This window comes from Nocardia canadensis (genome assembly GCF_032656385.1).
Classification (GTDB): Bacteria; Actinomycetota; Actinomycetes; order Mycobacteriales; family Mycobacteriaceae; genus Nocardia; species Nocardia canadensis.
Map to the genome: position 1 here is coordinate 1,707,492 of NZ_JAVCWB010000008.1, position 24,894 is coordinate 1,732,385.

A 24,894-nucleotide genomic window follows, 5' to 3' on the forward strand; every position below is an offset into this window, starting at 1 on the left:
GCCTACCCCTGCTTCGTTTTCCGTACGCGCTATTTCTGGCGCAGTGTCTTCATGACACCGAAGACCAGCGTCATGGTCTTGGCCCACATCTGCTCGGACATGCCCGGCAGCGGCGCGATCGGCAGCACCCGCTGGACCGCGATGGTCTGGGTGTCGACGTACTTCAACAGCCCCTCGGGACCGTGGCGACGGCCCTGACCCGAGATGCCGAGACCACCCGACGGCGCGTCGACGCTGCCCCAGGCCGCGATGAAGCCCTCGTTGACGTTGACCGAGCCGGCGTTGATCCGGGCGGCGACGGCCTTGCCGCGCTCGGCGTCCTTGCTCCACACGCTGGCGTTGAGGCCGTAGGCGGTGTCGTTGGCGGCCTCGATGGCGGCTTCGTCGGAGTCGACCTTGTACACCGACACGACCGGACCGAAGGTCTCCTCGCGGTAGACCGTCATGCCGGGCGCCACGTCGGCGAGCACGGTGGGCTCGTAGAAGTACGGGCCCAAATCGGGACGGGCGCGGCCACCGGCGAGCACCTTGGCGCCCTTGGCGACGGCGTCGTCGACGTGCGCGGTGACGGTGTCGAGCTGACGCTGGAAGGTCAGCGAGCCCATGTCCTTGCTGTAGTCGAGGTCGCCGCCGAGCGTCATGTTCTTGACGTTGCCGACGAACTCGGCGACGAACTGGTCGTAGACCGTGGCGTCGACGTAGATGCGCTCCATCGACTCGCACAGCTGGCCCGCCGAGGAGAAGCACGCGCGCACGGCCAGCTTCGCCGCCTTGGAGACGTCCGCGTCGGCCAGCACGAGCAGCGGGTTCTTGCCGCCCAGCTCGAGCGAGTAGCCGATCAGGCGCTCACCGGCCTGCTGGGCGATGGTGCGCCCGGTGGCGCTGGAGCCGGTGTAGTCGACGTAGTCGGCGCGGGCGATCACGTCGCCGCCGATCTCGCGACCACGGCCGAGCACGGCCTGCCACAGCCCGCGCGGCAGCCCGGCGCGTTCGGCGGCGTCGATGGCCCACAGCGCCGAGAGCGCGGTCTGGTTGTCCGGCCGGGCGATCACGGCGTTGCCCGCGACCAGGGCGGGCAGGGCGTCGGAGGCCGAGAGCGCGAGCGGGTAGTTCCACGGCGAGATCACCGCGACGACACCCTTGGGCCGGTTGCGCACCTCGACGGAGGTGAGCACCGGCAGCACGCCGCGCGGCTTGCGGTCGGCGAGCAGTTTGGGCGCGACGGCGGCGTAGTAGCGCGAGTTCAGCGCGACGTCGCCGACCTCGTCGAAGGCGTGCGGGCGGGACTTGCCGGTCTCGGTCTGCACGATGTCGAGAATGGTGTCCTGCTCGGCCAGCACGATGTCGTGGAAGCGGCGCAGGATCTCCACGCGCTGCTTGACCGGCACCTTGGCCCAGTCGCGCTGGGCGTGGCGGGCCACAGCGAACGCGCGGTCGATATCGGCGATCGAGGACTGCGGCAGGTCGCCGATCTTGTGTCCGGTCGCGGGGGCGAAGATCGGCACCGACGGCGCGCCACCCGCGACTCCTCGGTCGAACAGGGGCTTGACCAGCGCGGTCGGCAGCGCGGTGGGTTCGGCGGTCAGCTCGGGGGCTGTCGTCATTGTCGGCCCTTCTCCTCAACAGATGGGTCGCGCGGAGCGATCGCGCAGGTTCGGCTATTTGCTGAACACTAGTGTTAGATTAATGGTTCGGGCCGGTGCCGTGTCAAGCTTTCCGTGGACGTCTCGCGGTTGTGAGGAGGTGCGATGTCCGGTGATTCCGCCACGGTGCGCCGTGGGCGTCCACCGCAGACCCAGGAGCAGGCCGAAGAGGTCCGTGCCCGGATCGTCGAGGCGACGGCCGCCGTGTTCGCCCGCAACGGGTCGCGCGGGCTCAGCGTCGCCCAGATCATCGAACAGGCCGGCCTGGCCAGGCCCACCTTCTACCGCTACTTCGGCAATGTGTCCGAGCCGCTGCACGTGGTCCTCACCGCGTCCAACGACGGCCTGGTCGGGGCGATCCGCGACGCGCTGTCGGGCACCGACGAGCCGGTCCAGCTGGGTATCCGGCTGATCGACGCCTTCATCGACTGGGCGCGCGGGCACGGACCGATGCTGCGCCCGCTGTTCGCCGAACTGCACGATCCCGGCTCGCTGGTGTCGGCCTACCGTGAACGCGCCCTCGACGACATCCGCGCCCTGGTCCGCAAGACCTTCGTCGAGCTGGGCCGTCCCGTGCCCACGCCCTTGGACATGGACACGGCCCTGCATGTGTGCGAATACGTCGTCTACCGCCTGACCATGGGCACCGAACCCGGCTCCGACCCCGATCCCGTGCTGGACTCCGAAGCGCGCGTCACGATGATCCGCGTCCTGCTGGTCACCCTCGGCACCCGCGACGACCTCTCCTACGCCATGGAACTCCCCGGCCTGTTCCCCGAACCCTGAGTTCCGCCGACGTCGGCGCCTCCTGGGCGGTGGCGGTGACAACCAGAGCGACGGCGAGCAGGGCCGCGCCGGTCCAGGCGACGGGGGTCGATCGCTCGCCGAGGAGAACCACCGCGAGCAGAGTCGCGGTGAGGGGTTCGAGCAGCGTGAGGATCGCGGCCGTCGACGCGCCCGCGGCGGGCAGTCCGTGGAAGAAGAGCCCGTAGGCGACGGCGGTGGGGACCAGGCCGAGGACGGTGACGGCCAGCAGGTTCGCGGGTGCCGGGCTGATCGCGAGGCCGGTCGTCGCGGCGGGGCAGGCGAGAAGGGCTGCGCCGCCGAGGAATCCGTAGCCCGTCGCGGTCACCGCGTCGAGGCCGGGAACGGGGCGGGCGGTGACGAGGGTGACCGCGGCGAAGGCGGTGGCCGCGACCAGGGCCAGCGCGGCCCCCGCGTACAGCCCGGCCGCCTCCGGTGCCGGCACGCCGACCAGGATCGCCAGGCCGGCGATCGCGAGCGCGAGGGTCGCTCCGCGGCGCCGGTCGAGTCGCCGACGACCGGTGCGGTGGTCGACCAGCGCGACGACGACGGGTGCCGCGCCGATGGTGACGAGCGTGGCCAGGACGACCGAGGACGCCGCGATGGCGGCGAAGTAGCAGGCCTGGAACACCGCGGCCGACGCGCCGACCGCGCCGATCCGCCGCCAGGCCGCCCGCCCGCGCGGTACACCGCGCCGCGCGAGCAGCGAGATCGCGACCAGGATCGCGCCACCGACACCGAGCCGATAGGCGGCGACCGCGATCGGGGCGAGGCCGGTGCGGTGCTGGACGAGGGTGCCGAGCAGACCGCCGGTGCCCCACAGGACACCGGCGGCGACGAGCGGGAACAGTCCACGGCGGGCGGGCGCGGACACGGACAGAGAAACAGACATCAGGGAATTCGCTCCTGCGACAGCGGGTGGGGGGTCGCGGAAACGAGGTGCGGACAGCGGCTGTGGAGGCACACACCATCGACGCCCGAGCGGTGCACGACGTCGCGCCTACCCGGTGGGTGGCACGCGTTCTCGGGGCACCTCGCTCAGGAGGCGGGCGGCGGCGTGGAGCGCGAGCACTGATGCACGTGGTCATGGTACCCAGCGCGCCGCACACAGAATCTCCACATTTGACGACGGAACCCTCCACACCGGCTCGCTAGGGTCTGACCATGGACATCAGTGGGGGCGCGACGGCAGCGCCCGCGCGGCGCATCCTCGTCGTGGACGACGAGGTGACGATCGCGGAGTCGGTCGCCGCGCGGCTGCGCGCGGAGGGATTCACCGTGACGGTGGCCCACGACGGTCCGGGTGCGGTGGCCGCGGCCGCCGCCGGGGAACCGGACCTGGTGGTGCTCGATGTGATGCTGCCCGGTTTCGACGGGCTCGAGGTGTGTCGGCGCATCCAGGCCGACCGGCACGTCCCGGTGCTCATGCTGACCGCCCGCACCGACGAGACCGACCAGCTCGTCGGGCTCGGCGTCGGCGCCGACGACTACCTGACCAAACCGTTCTCGATGCGGGTGCTGGCCGCGCGTGTGCACGCGCTGCTGCGGCGGGTCGACCGGGCCGCCGAGCGCGGCGAGAGCGCGATCGTCGTCGGCGATCTGCGGATCGACCTCGACGAGCGGCGGGTCTGGCGCGGCGCCACCGAGGCCAAGCTGACGCCGTTGGAGTTCGATCTGCTGGCTCGTCTCGCGCAGCGTCCCCGCGCCGTCCTGGCCAGGGAGCGGCTGCTCGAGGACATCTGGGATTGGTCCGACGCCTCGGGCACCCGCGCGGTCGACAGCCACATCAAGGCGTTGCGCCGCAAGCTCGGCGCCGATCTGATCCGCACCGTGCACGGTGTCGGCTACGCCCTGGACGCGCGATGAGCGAGCTGTCCGCCGACGCCGCGCGCACATTCCTCGACCGGGTGGCCGACCGGATGCCCCGGCCGCTCGATCCGCTGCGCTCCATCAAGCTGAAGCTGGCCGTGCTCATGGTGTGTTCGGGCGCGGTCGCGTTCGCCTACTTCTGGCTGCGGATCGGCTGGCTGCCGACGTTCACCACGCTCACCGCGATGATCATCGCGCTGGTCACCTCGCAGTTCCTCGCGCACGGCATCACCCGCCCGCTGCGCGAGATGACCGCGGCCGCGCGGCGGATGGCCCACGGCGACTACAGCTTCCGGGTCCGGGCCAGTTCCCGTGACGAAGTGGGGCAGCTGGCGACCGCGTTCAATCAGATGGCGGCCGACCTGGCCGCGGCCGACCGCCAGCGCCGCGACCTCATCGCCAATGTCTCGCACGAGCTGCGCACGCCGGTGACCGCGCTGCACGCGGTGCTGGAGAACATCGTCGACGGGGTGAGCGAACCCGATCCGGCGACACTGCGCACCGCGCTGGCCCAGACCGAACGGCTCGGCCTGCTCGTCTCCGAACTGCTCGATCTGTCCAGCATCGAGGCCGGCGCGTTCACCCTCGATCGCGAGCGGCTGCCGCTGGCACCGCTGTTGGCGGAGGTGATCGCCGAGGCCGAGGTGATGACGGCCGCGCTCGGCCGCGGCGTCCGGTTCACCACCTCGATCGAGCCGGCCGGGGCGACCGTGCTCGCCGACCGGGCCCGCCTGCACCAGGTGCTGTTCAACCTGCTCGACAACGCGGCCAGGCATGGACCGGCCGGCGGTGAGGTCCGCGTGTCGGCGCGGGTCGTCCCCGGCGCGACGGTCCTCGAGATCCAGGACGAGGGTCCCGGTATCCCGGAGGCGGACCGCGCCACCGTCTTCGACCGATTCACCCGGGGCGGGCGCACCGACGGCGGCGGCACCGGCCTCGGCCTGGCCATCGCGCGCTGGGTGATCGACCTGCACGGCGGCACCATCGCCGTGGCCGACCCCGGCTCCCGCATCCGCGTGGTCCTGCCCGCGGACTGACCCGACCACATCCCGACTCACCATCCCGGACCCACGTCCCGGGACGATCCCGCACACCCATCGGAGGGGACATGACCGCAGAATCCACCACCCCGCGAACACCCGGCCAACCCGCGGCCACCGCCACGGCGACCACCACCGACCCCGCTCCCCCACCGAGGCCCGCGTCCGCGCCCCCGATGCCTGCCATGCCCTCGTTACCGCCGCCGCCACCGGTCTACCGGCGCCGGTACCACGTCGCCCGCCCGGCCGGTGTCCTGCCCGCCGCGGCCGTGGCCGGCATCGTCGGCGCGACAGTGATTCCCCTCGATCGCCCCGGCATCGGCTGGCTCCTGGCCGGCGGTGTCGTCGCGGGTGCGCTCGGCGTCGTCGACCACCGCGCCCGCAGGTCGGCCGATTCCGGCACATCGACGCCGGGTCCCGCGCAACCCGACACGCTCACCTCCGCCGGGACGACGCCGTCGATCGGCGACCCGGCCGAAGGCAGCCCGTCGACTGTCGTGCCTACGCCCACGGTCGGGTGCGCCGAGACCGAAGTGGCTGCGGCGCACAAGGCTTCGACCACCTATTCCGACGCCACCCCGGCACACGCACCGGTTTCGTCGGGCGCTCCGGTACCGGCGGACGAGGACACCTCGATCGCGGCTCCAGCGCCTTCCGATCCCGTTACGGCGCTGGACAAGACGACACCACAGGCTGCACCCGCCGGTTCCGCGTCCGCTACGGAGATCCTCGAATCCGAGCCGACCGACAGCGCTGGTGCCCCCCAGTCCGCTCCAACGCCGGACAGCCCGACCGTTGTCACCAGGGAGCCGAGCCGCTCGGCACCGACGAGCCGGTCCGCTGCGGAAGCAACAGAATCGGATTCGAGTGCCGATGCGCACCGCGAATCCGCACCTGCGGTGGCCGCCGCCCCAACCACATCCGCTCCGTCGAGCGTCGAGAACACCCCGCCCGCCACAGAAGTTCCGTCCACTTCGACTCGCACCGCACCCCCGACCGCGGTGACTCCCCCGCCGCCGACCGGCGCTACCGAGACCGCCGGTGTCGACCCGGTGCCCGCGGCGACGGTCGGACCGGCGACCGGCGAGTCGTCATCGCGTGTGCCGACACCGCCGGACGCGAGTACCTCGCCGACTGCCGAGGCCGTGGCCGCGCGGCATCGGCTGTGGTGGACCGCCGCCGCGCTCGCGCTGCTCGGGGTCGGTACGTTCCGGGCCGCGGGGTGGTTGTTCGTGCTGTGTGTGCTGGCGGCGTGTGTCGCGGGCTCGCTGGGGGTGTTGGGGCGGCGATCGAATCGCGGGATCGTGCACGACATGGTCGCGGTGCCGTTGGCCTCGTTCGGGGCGGTGCCGTGGGCCTTCTCGGGGGTGCGCGGGGCGCGGCCCACGGAGCTGTCGAGCGTGCGGCGCTATGGTGCGTCGGTCGCGGTGACGGCCGCGTTGCTCGTGGTGTTCGTGCCGCTGCTGGGCGGTGCGGACGCCACCTTCGCCGAGTTGCTCAGTGGGTTGGTGCCGTCGATCGATGCGGCGACGGCCTGGCAGTGGATTCTGCTGTTCGCGGTGATCGGGATGGGCGCGCTCGGCGGGCTGTACCTGCTCGCCGGGCCGCTCGCCGCCGCCGACGCCCAGCCGCGGCCCGCCCGGTTGTGGACGCGCAGTGAATGGGTGCTGCCGGTCGGCGCGCTGACCGTGCTGTTCGGCGTGTTCCTCGGTGCCCAGTTCGTCGCCCTGTTCGGCGGTGACGACTATGTCCAGCGCACCGCCGGTCTCACCTACGCCGAGTACGCGCGCAGCGGCTTCTGGCAGCTGTCGGTGGTGAGCATCCTGACCCTGGCGGTGATCCTGGCGGTGCTGCACTGGGCGTCGCAGGAGACGGCCGCCGACCGGCGCTGGCTCCGGGTCCTGCTCGGCGCGGTGAGCGTGCTGGCGCTGGTGATCGTGGGCTCGGCGCTGGCGCGGATGTGGACCTATCAACAGGCCTACGGCTTCACAGTGCTGCGCCTGCTGGTGGAGGTGTGTGAGCTGTGGGTCGGTCTGGTCTATGTGCTCGTGCTGGTCGCGATCGCCCGGCTGCGCTGGAGCTGGGTGCCGCGCGCCGCGGTCGGCACCGCGCTCGCCACCCTCCTCGCGCTCGCCGTGCTCGACCCGGAACGCTTTGTCGCCGAACGCAATATCGCCCGCTGGGAACACGGCAAGCGGCTCGACACCGAGTATCTGAGCACCCTGTCCCCGGATATCCTGCCCGCGCTCGACGGGTTGCCCGCCGGGCTGCGCGCCGACATCGAGGACCCGATCCGCGCCGACCTCGACGACGACCACTGGTGGTCGTGGAACCTGTCGCGCGGATCGGCGCGCTGAGGCCGGGTCAGGACTGGGTGCTCCGGGACAGTCCGCTGGCCCGGAGCACCCGTCGTCCGATCGCGGCGCGAATGGACTCCTCGGTGCCGATGATGCGCACATGGGTGCGGGCGCGGGTGATCGCGGTGTAGAGCAGTTCTCTGGTGAGCAGCGTGGATTCGGGTTCGGGCAGGACGACCGAGACGGTGTCGTACTGGCTGCCCTGGCTGCGGTGGATCGTCATCGCGAACACCGTGACGACGGCCGGGAACTGGGTCGGATGCACGAGGTAGGGCTCGCTGCCGCGCTGCAGGGCCGCCCGCAGCGACCCGTCGGGCCTGCGGACGATGACGCCGGTGTCACCGTTGTAGATCCGCGCCTCGTGATCGTTGGCGGTGACCAGCAGCGGCTGGCCGGGATACCAGACCGCTTGCGGCCCTTCGGGTCCCGCGCCACCGGCCGCGGCCCACTCCGCGGCCATCCGATCCCACCGCTCCACCCCGAACGGACCCTGCCGATGCGCGCAGAGCAACCGATGCGATTCCAGCGCGGTCAGCGCGCCGACCGCGTCGCCCGCGTTCGCGGCGGCGGTGACCGCGAGGGCCGCCCCGGTCACGTCCGCCCGGACCGCCGCGGTCTCGTCGGGCGCGCACAGTGACACGTCGTCACCACCGGCCCGCAGGATCGCCAGCGCGGCATCGGCATCGCCTGCCCGCACCGCGACCGCCAGGTCGGCGATCCGGCCGCCGAAGCGCCGCCCTCGGGTCAACCGGACGATGCCACCGCGCAGGCGGCGCTGTTCCAGTGCGCTCAGCGACTCCGGATCCCGTGGCGCCCCTTCCTGATGCGCCACGCCGGTCGGGAACTCCACCCGACCGTCCGCCGCATCATCCGCGGCCCCAGGGCTCGGATCGGAGCGCAGCAGCTCCCGCAGTGCCGGATTCGGCGCGCCGCTGATCGGGCCCGCGACCAGGTCGGCCAGCACCGCACCGGCATCGACGGAGGCCAGCTGGTCCGGGTCGCCCACCAGGACCAGCCGGGTGTCCGGTCGCAGTGCCGAGAACAGGTGGCTCATCATCGTCAGTGACACCATGGAGGTCTCGTCGACGACGACCACGTCGTAGGGCAGCCGGTTGTGCGCGTGGTGGCGGAATCGCGTGGTGCGCCCCCGCTGCCAGCCGAGGAGGCGGTGCAGGGTGGCGGCGGTCAGTTCGGGGAGCCCGAGTTCGGCGGCCTGTTCGCGCACCGCTTCCTGCAGGCGCGCGGCGGCCTTGCCGGTCGGCGCGGCCAGGGCGATCCGCAGGGCGGGAAGTTTGGGGGTGGCGCGGCGGTGGGCGGTGAGCAGCGCGAGGATGCGGGCGATGGTGTGGGTCTTGCCGGTACCGGGACCCCCCGCGACCACCGTGGTCCAGTGGGTGGCGGCGAGCGCGGCGGCCAATCGCTGCCGGTCCGGCCCCGCGCCGAGGGGGTCGGCGAACAGCCGATCCAGTTCGGCGCGCACGAGCGCGGTGTCGATCTCCGGGTGGTCGGCACTGCGCTCGGTGAGGACCCGTCGCAGGGTCTGCTCCTGTTGGTAGTACCGGTCGAGGTAGAGCAGCGCGCCGCCCTCGGCGTCGGCTTCGACCAACCGCAGCGGCCGCAGCGGACCGGCCTGCCCGCCGCGGATGAGCGGACTGCGGCGCAGCGCGGCCAGCACCTGGTCGGTGTCGGGCCACGGCAGGGTGGCCGGATCGATTCCCGCCGCGGTGTCGCGGCTTTCGTCGGCATCGATGCCGATCTCCCGCATCCTGGCCAGTTCCAGGCACACCGAGCCCGACCGCACCGCACGCACGGCGAGAGCGGCCGCGAACAGCACGTCCTCGGACTCCTCGCGTCCCATCCGGCCCAGCCGCACCGCGACATGCACATCTGCGGCGGAGAGCACCCCGGCCTCGTTGAACACCCGCAACAGCCCGGTTCCGCGCTGCGCCACCTGAATCGACGTCACCGACCGACCTCCCCGGAGCGACGGCGGTCGGCCGCGACCGACCTACGCGGGTCGTGTCCGCGCGCGGTCATCGTGGTCCTCCCGCGAGCAGATCCGACAGCGCGACAACGAGTTCGGCGGGCGGATGCCAGTCGAACACGCCGTGGCCGGGCGGGGTCGGCGCACCGATCATGCCGCGCACGAACAGGTACCGCGCGCCACCGAGGTGCCGGGCGGGATCGTAGCCGGGCAGCCGCCAGCGCAGATAGCGGTGCAGCGCCACCGCGTACAGCAAGGCCTGCAGCGGATAGTGCGAGCGGATCATCTCGGTCACCATGTGCTCGCGGCGGTAGTGCTCGACGGTGAGATCACCCGTGCCGAGCCGGTTCGTCTTGTAGTCGACGATCAGGTAGCGGTGCGTCCCGGCGTCGTCGGGCACCCGCAGCACGGCGTCGATACTGCCGGTGAGGTAGCCGCGCAGGACGGTGTCGGGCAACGCGGCCAGGTAGTCGGCGTAACCGGCGAGCACGTCGTCGGCGGGCAGATGGGTCCGCAGCAACTCGGCGACGGCGTGCATCCCGGCCGACCGCGCGCCCGGGGTGTCGCCGCCACCGAGGGGCAGTTCGAATTCCAGCTCGCACAGCCGGTCCCGGGTGGCGACCGCCGCGAGCGAGCCGAAATCGGCGGGGGTGCGCAGGACCTCGAGCAGGGCGGTGGCCAGCAGGTCGACATCGAGTTCGGCCATGGTGTGCTCGACGGCCTCCGCACAGCGGGCGGCGACCTCGACGGCCAGATCCGGGGCCGAGGTGTCGACGGTTTCCAGGATGCCGTGCACGAGGGTGCCGAACTCGGCGCCGTAGGGCAGCGCGTTCATCAGCGACGGCGCACCGGTGTCGACGGCGGGAGCGTCGAGCGGGGCGTCGGCCGGCTCGTCGTCGGGTCCGGGCCCGTCCTCGGGTTCTTCCTCGCTGACCCCGGCCAGATCGTGCGCGCCCGCGGTGAGCGCGGAATACGACGTGCGCCGCCACTGCTGATCGAGTACCCGCGAGAACGCCGCGACAGCCAGCTCACCGGTCGGCAGTTCGGTCCTGACCCGGCGCGGCTCGACATCGTCGGGCCGGTCCACCGCGGTCACCGAGATCACCTCGGACGCGGGCGCCGCCCACTCCACGAGTCGTTGCACGGCAGCGGCGTCCGCGGGGATGTCGGCGCGGCGCGGAACCTGCGCCGCGCCGGGCCTGCGGCCCAGGATCATCCGGTGCAGCGGTGCCGCCGCGGTGGTGACGGCGGGTGCCCACCAGGCGACGACCTGGCACATGGCACGGGTCAGCGCGACGTAGAGCAGCCGCAGCTCCTCGCCCGATTCCTCGGCCTCGCTGCGCAATTGGCGCTCACCGTAACCGGGTGCTTCCTTGCCGCCGATATCTAGCACCCTGGTGCCGCTGTCGTCGTGGAACAGCAGCGTGGCCGGATACGGGTTCTTGGCGCTGTCCCATGCGAAAGGCACGTACACGAGCGGGAATTCGAGTCCCTTGCTGGCGTGCACGGTGGCGATCTGCACGGCGGCGGCGTCGCGGTCCAGGCGCCTGCTGCGGCCGCTGACGCTGCCCGCCTCCGGATCGCGGACCCGATCGGCCAGCCAGCGGGTCAGCGCGGTCAGGCCGAGCCCGTCGGCCAGGGCCACCTCGTCGAGCAGCTGGGCGAAGTGGCGCAGGTCGGTGAGTTCGCGCTCGCCGTTCTCCACCGCCAGCAGGCGCGGCGCGAGATCGGTCTCGGTGGCGAGCTTGTCGAAGACCGCGGCGAACCCGGCACGGGCGAACAGGCGCGCCGCCTCCCGCAGCTGCGTCGAGACCCGCCCGACGAGATCGGCTCCCCCGGCATCGATCTCGGCCACCGTGACGCCCAGGATCGGCGTGCACGCGGCCAGCCGGACCCGGTCACCCCGATGCGGCTGCTCGAGCGCACGCAGCACCCACAGCCAGTCGGTGGCGGCCACGGTGGCGAACACACTGGTGCCGCCGGCCAGCACGGAGGCGACCCCGACCCGGTCCAGCGCCGCCCGCACCACATCGATCTGGGTGCGGGTCCGCACCAGTACCGCGATGTCGCCGGGCCCGATCGGCCTGCGCACCCGGCCGTCGCCGACCTCGGTGAGCGAATGATCGGCGCCGCGTTCGGGTTTGGCCTCGATGGTGGCGCCGGACTCGAGCAGGGTGACGATGTCGGCGGCCAGGTCGTCGGCCACCTCGGCGCGCTGCCTGCCGACCGAGGGGAACCCCGACCGGTTGCGCGGGCCCGCGCCGGTCCGCGGCAGCACCCGCAGCCGCAGCGGGGTGATCACGTCCGGATCGCCGTGCAGCCGGGTCGCCGGCCGGGTCGGCGTCACCGGATAGACGCTGATCTCCGGATGACCCAGTTCCGCCCCGCCACACAGGTGGTCGAGCGCCCGCAGCAGTCCGGCGTCGCTGCGCCAGTTACGGGTGAGTTCGCTGCGCCGCTCGGCCAGCGCGACCGCGTCCAGGTAGCTGAGCACCTCCGCGCCACGGAAGGCGTAGATGGCCTGCTTCGGGTCGCCGACCAGCACCAGCGTGGCGTGTTCGTGGAAGGCCAGGCGCAGGATGTCCCATTGCAGCGGGTCGGTGTCCTGGAACTCGTCGACCAGCGCGACCCGGTACCGCTGCCGGATTCGTGCGCACGCGCGTGGGCCGTGGTCCGGGTCGGCCAGCACCTCGTGCAGCAGCACCAGCAGATCGTCGAAATCGCGCAGTCCCGCCCGCCGCTTGCGGCGTTCGGTCTCCGCGCGCACCGCCGTCGCGAAGGCCACCCGCTCCCCCGCCGCACCGTCGCTGCGCGGCGCCAGGTCGGCATGGCGGTCGTGCACGGCGGCCAGCGCGAGGGTGTGCGCCTCGCGCACTGTGAACGGCGCGCGGTCGCGGGCGTAGCGGGCGAGGTAGAGGTCGTCGGCGACGGTGACGACCAGCTCGTCGACCGATTCCACCAGTCGCGCGCCCGGATCGTGTTCACCGGCCAGGCCCAGTTCGTCGAGCATCCGCTGACAGAACGAGTGCGTGGTGGCGATGGTCCCCGCGTCGAAATCGGCCAGGGCGGTGAGCAATCGGTGCCTGCGCAGCCGCACGGTCGCCGGATCGGTGTCGGCCAGCGCGCGCACCAGCTCGTCCGGATGGACCCGCGCGGCGCCCGGATCGGCGAGCGCGGCGGCGACCGTCACGAAGCGGTCCCTGGTGCGCTCGCGCAGTTCCTGGGTGGCGGCGCGGCTGAAGGTCACCAGCAGCAGCTCGGTGATAGCGATGCCCGCCTCGGCGACGTAGCGCACCGCGAGACCGACGATGGCGTGGGTCTTGCCGGTCCCCGCGCTCGCCTCGAGCACCGTGGTGCCCGCCGGTAGTGGTCCGGCCGCGTCGAAGGCGGCCGGCGCCGACATCGTCCCCGTCACGGCTGCCCCTGACTCTCCGCCGCCAGCAGCGGCGCCCACCAGCGCCGCGCGATCGCCCCGAACCGGGTGCTCTCCGGTTCGCCCGCCGGGGCGGGAGCGGCGGCGAAACGGTCGAAGCGCGGGGCCCGGCCCCACACATAACGCAGATAGCGGTCGGTGTGGTCACCGAACTTGTCGGGACCGTTGGGGCCGCCGTCGAAGGCGTGTTCGGCGGCGAGCAAGGCGTCGGCGACGCTGTCGCCCCGGAAACGGCGTTCGGCGTAGGCGGCGGTGGCGGCCGGTGCGACCGGTAGCGGCTCGCACAGCCCTTCGTCGCGCAGCCGGACCAGCTCGCGGAGCACCGCCAGCGCGGCGGGCGCCTCGGGCGCCACGATCACCGACCGGGCGACCGGCCTGCTGCGGAACTGACCGCGCCCCGTGCTGATCGCCCGCCACGACCGATCCTCGGTCGCGGCGAGCGCCAGCAGCGAAACCCAGGCGGCCAGGCGATGTTTCGGGGCCAGCCGGGAGTAGGTGGTGCGCACCAGCGTCTCGCCGCGGACCTCGGGCACGGTGCCGGCCAGGGTGCGGCCGCCGCCGAGGTCGACGGCGATGTCGACCGCGCGCGGACTCGCTTCGTAGTCGGGCTGGGCGGTGCGCACGAGCGTGTCGACGGTGCCCTCCACCTCGTCGAGGACCGCGCCGCCGAAAGCGAAGGGCGGCAACGTGCCGCGCCGCCATTCCGCGGCACGCAGCCCGGCGGGGTCGGCGCCGGTGAGCCGCGCCGACAGCATCCGTTCGCCCAGATCCCATTTCGCCAGGCCGTCGAGTTCGATGGGCAGCTGGTCGGCGATGTCCTCGGCTTCCTCGGGCACCCGCAGGCCGAGGCGCTGCCACAGGAACGCGCGCACCGGATGCTCGGCGAAGGCGATCAGCTCCGCCAGTGCCACATCCCCCTGCGGGACCGGCGGCAGCGGATCGGTCAGCAACGGCGGGCGCGGCCGCGCGGGCCGGGCGGCCGCACGGGCGCCCGCCAGCGCGACAGTGTCGAAGCTGCGCGGCCGCTCGGGGGCGAAATTGCGCCGATCGAAGGCCTGGAGGGGATGGCGGACGTGCACCGCGGCCATCGCGTCCGGACCGACGTGGGCGGCGAGGACGTCGAGCAGCTCGGCCACCGGCACCGCAGGCGGGCGCGCGGCACCGGTCACCGGGTCGGCGCCGGTGTGCAGGATCAGCAGCCGTTCGCCCGCCGCCATGATCGCGTCGAGCAGCAGCTGGCGGTCCTCGCTGCGGGCATCGCGTTCGCCGACGAGCGGGTCGCGGGCCAGCAGGTCGTCGCCGTCGACGGAGCCCGGCCGCGGGAAGACTTCGTCGTCGAGGCCGAGCAGGATCACCACCCGGTGCGGCACCGACCGCATCGGGACCAGCGTGCACACCGTGAGTTCGCCGGTGCGGAAATTCGCCCGTCCGGGTCCGCCCGCGAGGCGACCGGTCAGCAGCACCGCGACATCGGCCAGGCGCAGCGGCGTCCGGCCCGCGTGCTCGGTGGCGGCGACGATCTCGCGGCGCGCCTCGGTCCGGATCCAGGAGTGCGCGTCGGGCACATCGGTGAGCAGGTCGACCGCGCGCAGCAGCACCGCCGTCCACTCGGCGGCCGGTCGCGGGCCGCGCAGATCGCGCAGGCAGACGGCGAGCCGGTCGACGAACTCGGCGAAGCGCCCCGCCAGATCGACATCGTTGGAGTCGACGTCGTCGAGCGGCAGGGCCAGGTCCAGCCAGTCGTCGCCGGATTCGTCGGCGGTGACGCCGAGCAGGATCCGGTCGACCGCGGCGTTGAGAGTGTTCTGCGCGAAGTCGGCCAGGCCGAACGCCTCGCGCTGACGCTGCCCGATCCCCCAGCGGGCGCCGGACTCGGCGGCCCATTCGCGCAGCCGCTCGATGTCGTCGTCGTCGAAACCGCAGCGCCTGCGCACGGTCTCGCTCGCCGCCAGGTCCAGCACCTGCGTCACCGTGACGCGACCGTCGGCGAGCTCGAGCAGCTCGATGACCACCGCGAGCATCGGGTTGGTGACCGCCCGCCCACGGTCGGCGAGCCGCACGCGCAGCTGGTGGGCCGGGTGCTCGCCCTCGACGGGCAGATCGACGGCGCCGGTGCCGCGGTGACCGAAGGCCGCGCGGACCAGCGGCGCGTAGGCCTCCACGTCGGGGCACATGATCAGCACGTCGCGCGGTTGCAGGTCGGGGTCGGCGGCGAAGGTCGTCAGCAGCAGGTCGCGCAGCACCTCGACCTGGCGGGCGGGGCCGTGGCAGGCGTGCAGCTCGACGCTGCCGTCGGCCGCCGCGCCCGGCCCGGGGACCTGGTCGTCGCGGATCGCCGCCTGGACGATGCCGAGCAGCGTGGCGTTCGCGGGCGCGCCGGGGAGGTGGATGGTGCTGTGCAGCACCGGGTTCAGCCGCCGCTGGAGTTCCCGCACGTCCCTGGCCAGGCCGGCCAGGAGCGGGTGCCGGACGAGGTCGGCGGTGTGGTCGGCCGAGCGCGTCACCACCGGCGCGTCCACCTCCCCGTGGAGCCGTGTGACAGGGTCGGCCGCCGACAACGCCGTCCACATCGCGGGGCTCGGATGGGCCAGCCAGAGGTGGACGTCGCGGTGCTCGGCCAGCGCGACGAGCACCGCGAGCTGATCGGCGGGCAGCCGGGTGAGGCCGAACAGGGACAAGCGCGCGGGCAGGTCGACCGAGTCCGGTGCGGCCCGCAGCCGCGCGCACGCCGCGGCGAGCCGTTCGGCCGGGCTCGGCGAGCCGACGGCCGCGCGCAGTGCCCGCCACAACAGCGGCTGCCAGGCGAGGTCCTCGGGGACCGGACCGCCCGCACCGTCGGTGTCGGCGCCGCGGGCCCAGTCGAGGATCAGCTGCGGTCGCTGCGCGGCGTAGGAGTCGAACAGCACCGCCAGGTGCGCGGCGGTGGCGTAGCGCCTGCCCACCCGATGCCCCGCGCCGGGCAGCCCGAGGTGGCGCGCCAGCACGGCCGCCCACGGTTGCTCGACGACCTCGTCGAGCACGCCCAGCAGGGTCCACACCAAGCGCTGGCCCGCCCACGGATCGTCGGCGGGCGCGACCCCGCTCGCGGCGGCCAGCACCTCGGCCACCAGCGCCGTCGGCGCGGGAAACGCGATATTGGCGGCCACGCCGTCACCGGCACCCGCCACGCCGAGCACGCCCGAGAGCCGCTGCGCCAGCCAGCGCTCCACCCCCTTCGCCGGGACCGCGACCACCTCGGTGGTGAACGGATCGACCGGCGCGTCGGCGAGCACCCGCCCCAGTCCGTCGGCCAGCGCGTCGGCGCGTTCGGCGCGATGGAGGTGCAACGGCATCCGTTGTTTATACGCCCAGCGACCGACCCGCAATCGTGCGGCCCCGCCGGGACCACCGCGCAGGGCGAGTGAAATAGACCACACCGCAACGCGTCCCGGCCGTGCCTGCGCCACCCTGGTTACCCACCGTGGGATCGTTGCCCTTCGGGTGGGACAGTTCGGCCGCAGGCGAAAGGCTGGTCCGGTTCATGATCGCGCAGGTGATTCCCCTGGTTCCCGGTGGCGGTTTCATCGTCCGCCGTGTGGGCGACCGCTGGGAGCTGATCAACTCCCGGCGCTACGGGCCGGATCAGGTGCTGCACTCCTGGCCGCTGAATCAGCACGGCGAAGCGTTCGAGCACTGCCACCGGCTCAACGGCTGTACCATCGCGACCCCGCACGCCGCGCATCACTGAGCGGAAAACCGGTGCGGCGCAACGACGCTGTAACACACTCGGGTGCGCACCTCAAGTAGTGCACAACGGCGTCAGGTGTGCGAGTGTGGTCCCTCGTGCGTGACCGTTCCCCCGCCACCCGCGTCGTTCCCCGGGTCGCAGCAACCGCCTGTCTCCTCGCCGCCGCGGCCGTCCTCACTCCGGGCGTCCCCGTGCTGGTCCCTTCGGCCCACGCCGTGCCACCTGCGCTCACCCAGGTGTCGCAGCCCGGCTTCGACAGCGATATGAGTTCGCGGATCGCGCGGGTGAACGCCTATCTAGCCGGGCGCCCCGGCGTCACCGGGTACGTGCTGCGCGATCGCCGCACCGGTGGCATCTACGCCAACGAGCACGCCGAGAACCAGGTGTGGACCGCCTCGACGATCAAGCTGGCCATCGCCGCCGACCTGCTCAACCGGGCCAGGGTCGGCGCCATCGGACTGTCTCCCGAGGACCGCGCCAACATGGAGTCGATGCTGGCCACCTCCAACGATCACGCCGCCGACGTGCTGTGGAACAAGTACATCGGCATCGATCGGATGGCCTACAACAACGCGTTTCGCGCGTACGGCATGGTCAGCCTGATCCCGCAGCCGACCGCCTCCGCGATGTTCCCCGACTGGTCGTTCCAGAAGTGCACCGCCGCCGACCTGGACCGGCTGATGAACACCATCCTCGACACGATGCACCCCGACGACCTCGCCTACCTGCTGGACCGGATGCGCTCGGTCGACTCCAACCAGCACTGGGGTGTCTGGGGCGCCGGCTCGCGGATGCGGCCCGGCCTGAAGAACGGCTGGTCGGCCGAGGCCGACGGCTGGGTGGTCAACTCGGTCGGCGTCGCCGGTGACGGCGAGCGCTACACCCTGGCCATCATGAACGCCCTCGGCAGCGACGGCGGATACACCGAGGGTTCCGAGACCGACACCAAGGTCGCCGAGCTCCTGCTTGCCGGTCGCTGACCTTTCCCGTCCCGTATTCTCGATCTTGTCGACCGGTCCGCGTGCCACGGTGTCGCTCACCGCGGTCCGCGGTTCCCGGTGAGAGAACGCACCACAGCAGGATCGGAACCGGGATCTCGTGGCGACGCTGCCTCCGGAGCCGACTACGGTTAACCCTGTCACCACCGTTGCGGGGCCCACCCCAGTCTGTCGAGGAGCAGGACGATGAGCACTCAGTCTGTCGGGAACCAGCGACACCGTGTGGTGGTGATCGGTTCCGGGTTCGGCGGCTTGTTCGGCACCAGGCACCTGCGCAAGGCAGATGTCGACATCACCCTGATCTCCAAGACCTCCACGCACCTGTTCCAGCCGCTGCTGTACCAGGTGGCCACCGGCATCCTCTCGACCGGCGAGATCGCGCCCGCCACCCGGCTGGTGCTGCGCAAGCAGAAGAACGCGCAGGTGTTGCTCGGCGATGTCCACGACATCGACCTGGTCAACAACACCGTCACCTCGCGACTACTCAACCGCGACACCGTCACCCCGTTCGACAGCCTCATCGTCGCCACCGGCGCGCAGCAGTCGTACTTCGGCAACGACCACTTCGCCACCTTCGCGCCCGGCATGAAGACGATCGACGACGCCCTCGAACTGCGCGCCCGCATCCTCGGCGCCTTCGAGCAGGCCGAACTCGCGACCACGCAGGAGGAGCGCGACCGGCTGCTCACCTTCATCGTCGTCGGCGCCGGTCCGACCGGCGTGGAGCTGGCCGGTCAGATCGCCGAGCTGGCCGACCGCACACTCGACGGCACCTTCCGCACCATCGACCCTCGTGACGCGCGCGTCATCCTGCTCGAGGGCGCGGGCGCGGTGCTCGGCCCGATGGGCCCCAAGCTGGGCGCCAAGGCCGCCAAGCGGCTCGAGAAGATGGGCGTGGAGATCCAGCTCAACGCCATGGTGACCGATGTCGACGCGCACGGCGTCGTCGTCAAGGACGCCGACGGCGGCACCCGCCGGATCGAATCCGCCTGCAAGGTGTGGTCGGCCGGTGTGCAGGCCAGCCCGCTGGGCAAGATGATCGCCGAGCGCTCCGAGGGCACCGAGGTCGACCGGGCCGGGCGCGTCATCGTGGAACCGGACCTCACGGTCAAGGGTCACCCGAACATCTTCGTGGTCGGCGACCTCATGTCGGTGCCCGGCGTGCCGGGTCAGGCGCAGGGCGCGATCCAGGGTTCCACCTACGCGGCCAAGGCCATCAAGGCCGGTCTCAAGGGCCAGACCCCCGAGCAGCGCGCGCCGTTCAAGTACTTCAACAAGGGCTCGATGGCGACGATCTCGCGGTTCGACGCCGTCTGCCAGATCGGCAAGATCGAGTTCAGCGGCTTCCTGGCCTGGCTGGCCTGGCTGGCGCTGCACCTGTACTACCTGGTCGGATATCGCAGCCGGATCGTCACCGTGATCGGCTGGTTCGTCTCCTTCCTCGGCCGCAATCGCGGTCAGATGGCCGCCACCGAGCAGTGGGTCTTCGCCCGGCTGGCGATCGAGGAGGTCCAGTCCGATCAGGCCGACGCCGACGAGCTGGCGGCGGCACTGGGTGCCCCGCCCGGTAACAACAGCAAGGCGCGTCAACAGCGCGAAGTCGGCTAGGCGCCGTGTACCGCGAGGCCGGGTGGTTCCCCGAACCACCCGGCCTTCGCCGTATTCCGGGTTGCCGTCGTTTCGGACCCATCCGGGTCCGGTCCCGGTCCGAATGCCGGACGTCATATGTGTGACCAATCCCCCGGATGAAAGGTGATCTATGGCGACGGGGAAACACAGGGCGCCGAGCCCGCAGCGACAGAAGGTGGGTTCGGTCGTCGCGGCAGGAGCGGTACCCCTGGTCATGGCCCTGATCGGCACGGGCACCGCGAATGCCGATCCCGCGCAGGCGGCGGTGACCCAGACCGAGCATCCGGCCGGGCCGGAGTTCGACGCGGTGGCACCCAACGCCACCCCCTATGTGGGCCAGCAGATGCCGGAGAACACGCGCAGTTCGCTGGCGTGGTCGCGATCCGGCCCGGAGACGGATTACCTGTCCCCGGTGGGCACGCTGCACACGCCGACCGCGGTCGCGCCGGTGCCGCCGATCCTGCCGCCACCGGGACAGTTCCGCTTCGGTGACCAGCTGGTCCCGGTGCCGGACTTCGTCCCGGTCGACACGTCGATCCAGATCAACGACGCCGCGGCCAACACCGAGGCCAATCTCGCGACGTTCCTCGACTCGGTCGGGCTCGAGCGCAGCCGCTCGGACCGGATCGCCTCGGAGACCCTGGGCTCGGCCGCCCGCGGCGCGGCGGTCGGGTCGATGGTGGCCACCCCGTTCGCCATGGTGGCGAGCACGGGCGGCGCGGTGGCCGGTCTGGTCGCCGGTATCCCGTTCGTCCCGATCGGCCTGGTCGCGGGCCCGATCCTCGGCGGGATGGCCGCCTACATGGCGGTGTCGGTGCCGTTCACGGTGGTCGGCGCCGGTGTCGGCGCGGCGGTGGGCGCGGCGAGCGGGTTCCTCGCGCCGCCGCGCGCGGCCGCGCCGGAGTCGATCGCCGACGACGCGGCGCTGGTCAGCGCCTGATCGTCGCTTGGTACCGCAGTGGGAGCCGGGGTTCGCCCCGGCTCCCACTGTGGTTCTAGCCGACCGTGACCGCGTGCGCCGCCTCGTCCGGCGAGCCGGCGCGCAGGCGGGCGCCGGTCCGGGTCGCCAGTGATCCGCCCGCGGCCAGCGGCAACCGCACCGCGTCCAGACCACCGGACCAGGCGGGTCGATCGTCCGGATAGCGCAGTTCGCTGTCGAGGGCACGGGCGGCGCTGAGCCGGTCGTCGGTGACCGTGTCCGCACCGAGGGCGAGGCGGTGGCGCAGCAGCGGCAGATCGTCGAGATCGGCGATCAGGTCACCACGCCACCGGCCGGCGTCCTCACCGCTGCGCCCGAGCTGCACTCGCTCGCGAAGCCGCAGCCGCGCGTCGGCGGCCAGCCGCACGGTCGTCACCGTGTGGTGCTGTGCGCCACCGGCGACGATCGTCGGTTCCGGAGCGAAATCCAGTTCCGCGCCCGCGCCGACCTCGAAGTGCCAGTGCCCCACCGACATCGGTGTCCGCGCACTCGGCAGCGCGATCGTCGCCGCCACCGACCGGACGATCAAGCGCGCGCCCGGCAGCACGACGATGCGGATATCGAGCTCGTCCCCACCGAGCGGGGTCGCCGCGGTCCCGATCAGGTGCACGGTGTCGGCGCCGGTGGACCGCCCGGCCAGCCCGCCGACCGCGTCGATGCGCGGCAGCCTGCCCGGGGCGGCGACGATGCTCAGCTCAGTGCGCAACGCCGGTCGCCGCGTCCTGTGCGGCGGCCACCCGCAGCTGCTCGCGCACCCACGCCAGCACCGGGGTGGCGGCGGGATCGTCGGTCAGCGATACCAGCGCGGTGGGACGCCCCTCGCGTACCTTGGCCGCGTCGCGTTCCATGACCCCCAGATCGGCGCCGACCAGGGGCGCCAGGTCGGTCTTGTTGACCACCAGCAGATCCGAGAAGGTGACACCGGGGCCGCCCTTGCGCGGCACCTTGTCGCCACCGGCCACGTCGACGACGAAGATCTGCACGTCGATCAGGCCCGAGGAGAATGTCGCGGTGAGGTTGTCGCCGCCGGACTCGACCAGGATCAGGTCCAGCGGCGGGTTGGCCGCGACCAGGTCGTCGATGGCGTCGAGGTTGGCGGTGATGTCGTCACGGATGGCGGTGTGCGGGCAGCCGCCGGTCTGCACGGCGGTGATCCGCTCGTCGGGCAGGACCGCGTGACGGCGCAGGAAGTCGGCGTCCTCGGTGGTGTAGATGTCGTTGGTCAGCACGGCGAGGGACAGCTCGTCACGCAGCTGCCTGCACAGCGCCGCGACCAGCGCGGTCTTGCCGGAGCCGACCGGGCCGCCGATGCCGATCCGCAGCGCCTCGCCCGGCGTGCGGTGCCGCTTGGGACGGTCGTGGCTGTGATCGTGCGGTTCACCGTCGATCAGATGGGGCGGCATGGGAACTCCTTCTCGAGGGGACGGGGATGTGGGGCGGCTACGAAGCGAACAGCGGCATGTCGCGATCCAGGTGACGTTCGGCCAGCGCGTCCTGCAGGGGGTCCGACAGCGCGGCCAGGCCGGTGACCGCCTCGGCGGCGATCCGGTCGCACAGCGGGGCCAGCCGCATCGTGCCCGCGGCGATGGCGGCGGGATCGAGGGCGAGCAGCCGTTGCGCGGCGGTGGCCGCGCCGGTGAGCGTGGTGTAGACGACGACGCCCGCGAGCTGGTCGGGGCTGGCGCCGCAGGCGGCGCCGACCATCCCGAACACCGTCGACAGATGCGGCCGTGCCCCGGCGCGGGCCCATTGCTGTTCCGGCCACAGCTGTTTGGCCAGCCGCAGCAGGCCACGGCCCTGCGCGCGCGAGGCCGCCCGCGCGGCGGGCGAGGGCGTCCTGGCATCGGCTTCGAGCTCGGCGCGTTCCGGGGTGAGCGTCGCCCCGCACACGGCGGCCGCGAGCGAGGCGGCGACCAGGCCCGAGGTGGCGATCCGCCGGCGCAGATACAGCTCGACACCGGCGGTGTCACGCACCAGCCCCGCCGCCACCGCTTCCTCGACACCGCCGGAGTGCACGTGCCCGCCGATGGGCAGGCGCGAATCGGCCAGAGCGAGCAATGTCGCCAGGCCCGCCGCACCCTCGTTTCGCATCCGCCGATCCTATGCAACGGATCTGGACATCCGCCCGGTGAGGGCGCACAGTGGCGCCGGTCACCCCGCCGCTCGGTCGTGGGTCAGCGGGCGCTGCGTGCCGATCGCCAGGCCAGCGCCGCCATCGCGATCAGCAGCAGCGCGCCGCCCGCGGTCGCGACATGCATGCCGCTGACGAAGGACTCGCGCGCCGCGTCGATCAGGCCGGTGTCGCCGTTCGCCTCGGCGACGGTCTCCCCGAGGGTCTCGCCGAAGTCACCGCCCGACCGGAAGACCAGCGCCGCCACCGAGCCGAGCAGCGCCAGCCCGAGCGCGTTGCCGAGTTCGAAGCTGGTCTCGGAGATGCCGACCGCCGACCCGGCCCGCTCGGCGGGCACGGCCGAGACCGCCACGTCCGAGACCAGCGTGAACGAGATGCCGTAGCCGATACCGGCGATCACCGATCCGAGGATGTACCACGGCAGCCCACCGTCGACACCGACGCCGAGCAGCATCAGATTGCCCAGGGCCGACATCACCAGCGCGAGGGTGAAGGTGGCCCGCACGCCGAGCGCGCGCCCGACCCGCGCTCCGCTCATCGAGAACACGAACACCGCGATCGCCATCGGGATACCGAGCAGCGCCGCCTGCAGCGGGTCACGCCCGCTCACCGACTGCAGGTAGATGCTGGTCAGGTAGCTCATCGCGGCCAGCGACATCATGCCGACCAGGCTCGCGCCGATCGCGACCCGGAACAGCGGTCGGGTGAACAGGCTCAGGTCCAGCAGCGGCTCGCTCAGCTGACGCTGCCGGTGCACGAACGCCGCCAGCACCAGCACGCCGATCGCCGCGATCCCCAGCGAGGCGAGGTCGAAGCCCTCGGCCGCGAGGTGCTTGATCCCGTAGACCACCGGCAGGATGCCGCCGATCGAGAGCACGACGCTGGGCAGATCGAGCGGGCCGAGCGCGGTCGAGCGGTGCTCGGGCAGCAGGATCGGCCCGAACACCAGCAGGATCGCCAGCACCGGGATGTTGATCAGGAACACCGAGCCCCACCAGAAGTGGTGCAGCAGCAGGCCGCCGATGATCGGGCCGACGGCCGAGCCGCCGGCGAAGAACGCGGTCCAGACGCCGATCGCGGTCGCCCGTTGCCGGGCGTCGGGGAACAGGCTGGAGATCAGCGCGAGGCTCGACGGCAGCAGGGTCGCGCCGCCGATGCCCATCAGCACGCGCGCGGCGATCAGGACCGGGGCGCTGGGCGCGAACGCGGCGAGCACCGAGGCGAGGCCGAAGATGGTGGCGCCGACGAGCAGGATGTTGCGCCTGCCGATCCGGTCGCCGAGGTTGCCCATCGTGATGAGCAGGCCGGCCAGCATGAACCCGTAGATGTCGAGGATCCAGAGTTGCTGGGAGGCACTGGGATCCAGGTCCGCGGTGAGGGTCGGCATGGCGAGGAACAGCACCGAGATGTCCATCGACACCAGCAGCACCGGCAGCAGCAGCACGCCCAACCCGAGCCATGCGCGGCGTCCACCGGCGACTGCGGTGGGCACCGCCGGGTCCAGCTTCGTCATTCCGACATCCTTCCAGGGGTTTGCGTACACCGTACGCGGGGAACGGGTACAGTGTACGCAGCAAAAGGCAAAACGGAAAGCGAGTCATGGGATGACTGACGCGAAGCTCACACGCACCGCGATCGTCGACGCCGCGATCACCCTCGCCGACGCCGACGGACTCGACGCGGTGTCGATGCGCCGCATCGCCGACCGGCTCGACGTCGGCACCATGTCGCTGTATCGCCACGTGGCCAACAAGGACGAACTGATCGCGGCCATGACCGACGAGATCGCGGCCCGCCATCCCTACCCGGATCCGACCGGCCAGGGCTGGACCTGGCGTGACCGGGTCCGCATCGCCGGCGAGATCGATTGGCAGCTCTACCAGCAGCATCCCTGGGTGCTGCTGACCTTCGCCGTCCCCCGCTACAGCTTCGGCCCACAGGGCCTGACCAGCCTCGCCTGGCTGGTCGAGGGCCTGCGCGCGCTCGACGTCTCGGCCCGCGAGGCCACCACGATGGCCTTCACGGTCTGGAACTACATCTCCGGCGCCAGCCTGCCGGTGGTCGGCGGTGCCCTGCTGACCGAGAAGCGCACCGCCACCGACGACGCGAACGGCCTGCGCGATCTCCTCGACGGCACGCCGTCGTCGCCCGTGCCGCCCGCGCTGGCGGAGCTCAACGGCGCCGGGGTGAGCGAGCTGACCTCCGAGGACCTGCTGTTCCTCGGCTTGGACGCCCTCTGCGACGGTTTCGCGGCCCGCGCCGAACGCCGTGCCGCCGTGGACGGGCGGGCTTGACCTCGA

General features: G+C 72.3%; 18 protein-coding genes. 9 read left to right on the plus strand and 9 right to left on the minus strand.

Going from position 1 to position 24,894, the window contains the following annotated elements; all coding sequences use genetic code 11:
* Positions 1-29 precede the first annotated feature (29 nt).
* A complete protein-coding gene (locus Q7X29_RS21790) occupies positions 30-1,604 on the minus strand; it encodes a succinic semialdehyde dehydrogenase (RefSeq protein WP_218719759.1) in 1,575 nt (524 codons plus the stop codon).
* Positions 1,605-1,748: 144 nt separating this feature from the next.
* Here Q7X29_RS21790 and Q7X29_RS21795 point away from each other — a divergent pair, with 144 nt between their 5' ends.
* Positions 1,749-2,429, plus strand: coding sequence for a TetR/AcrR family transcriptional regulator (locus Q7X29_RS21795; protein ID WP_218719760.1), 681 nt, complete (start codon positions 1,749-1,751; stop codon positions 2,427-2,429).
* Here Q7X29_RS21795 and Q7X29_RS21800 read toward each other — a convergent pair.
* Positions 2,362-3,339, minus strand: a complete 978-nt coding sequence (locus Q7X29_RS21800; protein ID WP_316575219.1) for a DMT family transporter — start codon at positions 3,337-3,339, stop codon at positions 2,362-2,364. The two genes, Q7X29_RS21795 and Q7X29_RS21800, sit on opposite strands and share 68 nt — an antisense overlap.
* Positions 3,340-3,611: 272 nt before the next feature.
* Between Q7X29_RS21800 and Q7X29_RS21805 the strand changes: the two genes are divergently transcribed.
* The 3 genes from Q7X29_RS21805 to Q7X29_RS21815 all read left to right on the plus strand — a co-directional run bounded on the left by Q7X29_RS21805 (position 3,612) and on the right by Q7X29_RS21815 (position 7,713).
* Positions 3,612-4,313 (plus strand): response regulator transcription factor, encoded by a 702-nt coding sequence (locus Q7X29_RS21805; RefSeq protein WP_218719762.1) that lies wholly within the window; start codon positions 3,612-3,614, stop codon positions 4,311-4,313.
* Positions 4,310-5,353: a HAMP domain-containing sensor histidine kinase gene (locus tag Q7X29_RS21810; RefSeq protein ID WP_218719763.1), complete on the plus strand. Its 1,044-nt coding sequence runs from the start codon at positions 4,310-4,312 to the stop codon at positions 5,351-5,353. The genes Q7X29_RS21805 and Q7X29_RS21810 overlap by 4 nt, the downstream gene beginning before the upstream one ends.
* 71 nt (positions 5,354-5,424) lie before the next feature.
* A complete protein-coding gene (locus tag Q7X29_RS21815) occupies positions 5,425-7,713 on the plus strand; it encodes a DUF4153 domain-containing protein (protein ID WP_316575220.1) in 2,289 nt (762 codons plus the stop codon).
* Between the two features lie 7 nt (positions 7,714-7,720).
* Here the strand turns inward: Q7X29_RS21815 and recD are convergent, their stop codons facing one another.
* The 3 genes from recD to recC form a co-directional block, all read right to left on the minus strand.
* The gene (recD, locus tag Q7X29_RS21820; protein ID WP_316575221.1) at positions 7,721-9,679 is read right to left on the minus strand and encodes an exodeoxyribonuclease V subunit alpha; all 1,959 of its coding nucleotides are present in this window, start codon (positions 9,677-9,679) and stop codon (positions 7,721-7,723) included.
* A gap of 67 nt (positions 9,680-9,746) precedes the next feature.
* The gene (locus Q7X29_RS21825) at positions 9,747-13,100 is read right to left on the minus strand and encodes a UvrD-helicase domain-containing protein (protein WP_316575403.1); all 3,354 of its coding nucleotides are present in this window, start codon (positions 13,098-13,100) and stop codon (positions 9,747-9,749) included.
* An 8-nt stretch (positions 13,101-13,108) separates the two neighbouring features.
* Entirely contained in the window at positions 13,109-16,462 is a 3,354-nt protein-coding gene (gene recC / locus Q7X29_RS21830; RefSeq protein WP_316575222.1) for an exodeoxyribonuclease V subunit gamma, read from the minus strand.
* Between the two features lie 128 nt (positions 16,463-16,590).
* On the opposite strand from recC, the gene Q7X29_RS21835 reads away from it, so the two are divergent.
* From Q7X29_RS21835 to Q7X29_RS21850, 4 genes are all read left to right on the plus strand, one after another.
* A complete protein-coding gene (locus tag Q7X29_RS21835; RefSeq protein ID WP_308248566.1) occupies positions 16,591-16,857 on the plus strand; it encodes a hypothetical protein in 267 nt (88 codons plus the stop codon).
* Between the two features lie 83 nt (positions 16,858-16,940).
* Positions 16,941-17,837, plus strand: coding sequence for a serine hydrolase (locus tag Q7X29_RS21840; protein WP_218719766.1), 897 nt, complete (start codon positions 16,941-16,943; stop codon positions 17,835-17,837).
* Positions 17,838-18,041: 204 nt separating this feature from the next.
* A complete protein-coding gene (locus Q7X29_RS21845) occupies positions 18,042-19,463 on the plus strand; it encodes an NAD(P)/FAD-dependent oxidoreductase (RefSeq protein ID WP_218719767.1) in 1,422 nt (473 codons plus the stop codon).
* A gap of 151 nt (positions 19,464-19,614) precedes the next feature.
* Complete coding sequence (locus tag Q7X29_RS21850; protein ID WP_255588146.1) at positions 19,615-20,424, plus strand: hypothetical protein; 810 nt, start codon at positions 19,615-19,617, stop codon at positions 20,422-20,424.
* Between the two features lie 55 nt (positions 20,425-20,479).
* Here Q7X29_RS21850 and Q7X29_RS21855 read toward each other — a convergent pair whose 3' ends face one another.
* From Q7X29_RS21855 to Q7X29_RS21870, 4 genes are all read right to left on the minus strand, one after another.
* On the minus strand, positions 20,480-21,169 hold the full coding sequence (locus Q7X29_RS21855; RefSeq protein WP_316575223.1) for an urease accessory protein UreD: 690 nt from the start codon (positions 21,167-21,169) through the stop codon (positions 20,480-20,482).
* Positions 21,159-21,866: an urease accessory protein UreG gene (gene ureG / locus Q7X29_RS21860; RefSeq protein ID WP_316575224.1), complete on the minus strand. Its 708-nt coding sequence runs from the start codon at positions 21,864-21,866 to the stop codon at positions 21,159-21,161. Before ureG ends, Q7X29_RS21855 begins: the two co-directional genes overlap by 11 nt.
* A 37-nt stretch (positions 21,867-21,903) precedes the next feature.
* Entirely contained in the window at positions 21,904-22,554 is a 651-nt protein-coding gene (locus tag Q7X29_RS21865) for an urease accessory protein UreF (protein ID WP_218719770.1), read from the minus strand.
* Between the two features lie 83 nt (positions 22,555-22,637).
* Positions 22,638-24,107, minus strand: a complete 1,470-nt coding sequence (locus Q7X29_RS21870; RefSeq protein ID WP_316575225.1) for an MFS transporter — start codon at positions 24,105-24,107, stop codon at positions 22,638-22,640.
* 91 nt (positions 24,108-24,198) lie between these two features.
* Between Q7X29_RS21870 and Q7X29_RS21875 the strand changes: the two genes are divergently transcribed.
* A complete protein-coding gene (locus tag Q7X29_RS21875; RefSeq protein ID WP_316575226.1) occupies positions 24,199-24,888 on the plus strand; it encodes a TetR/AcrR family transcriptional regulator in 690 nt (229 codons plus the stop codon).
* The last annotated feature ends 6 nt before the right edge of the window (positions 24,889-24,894 follow it).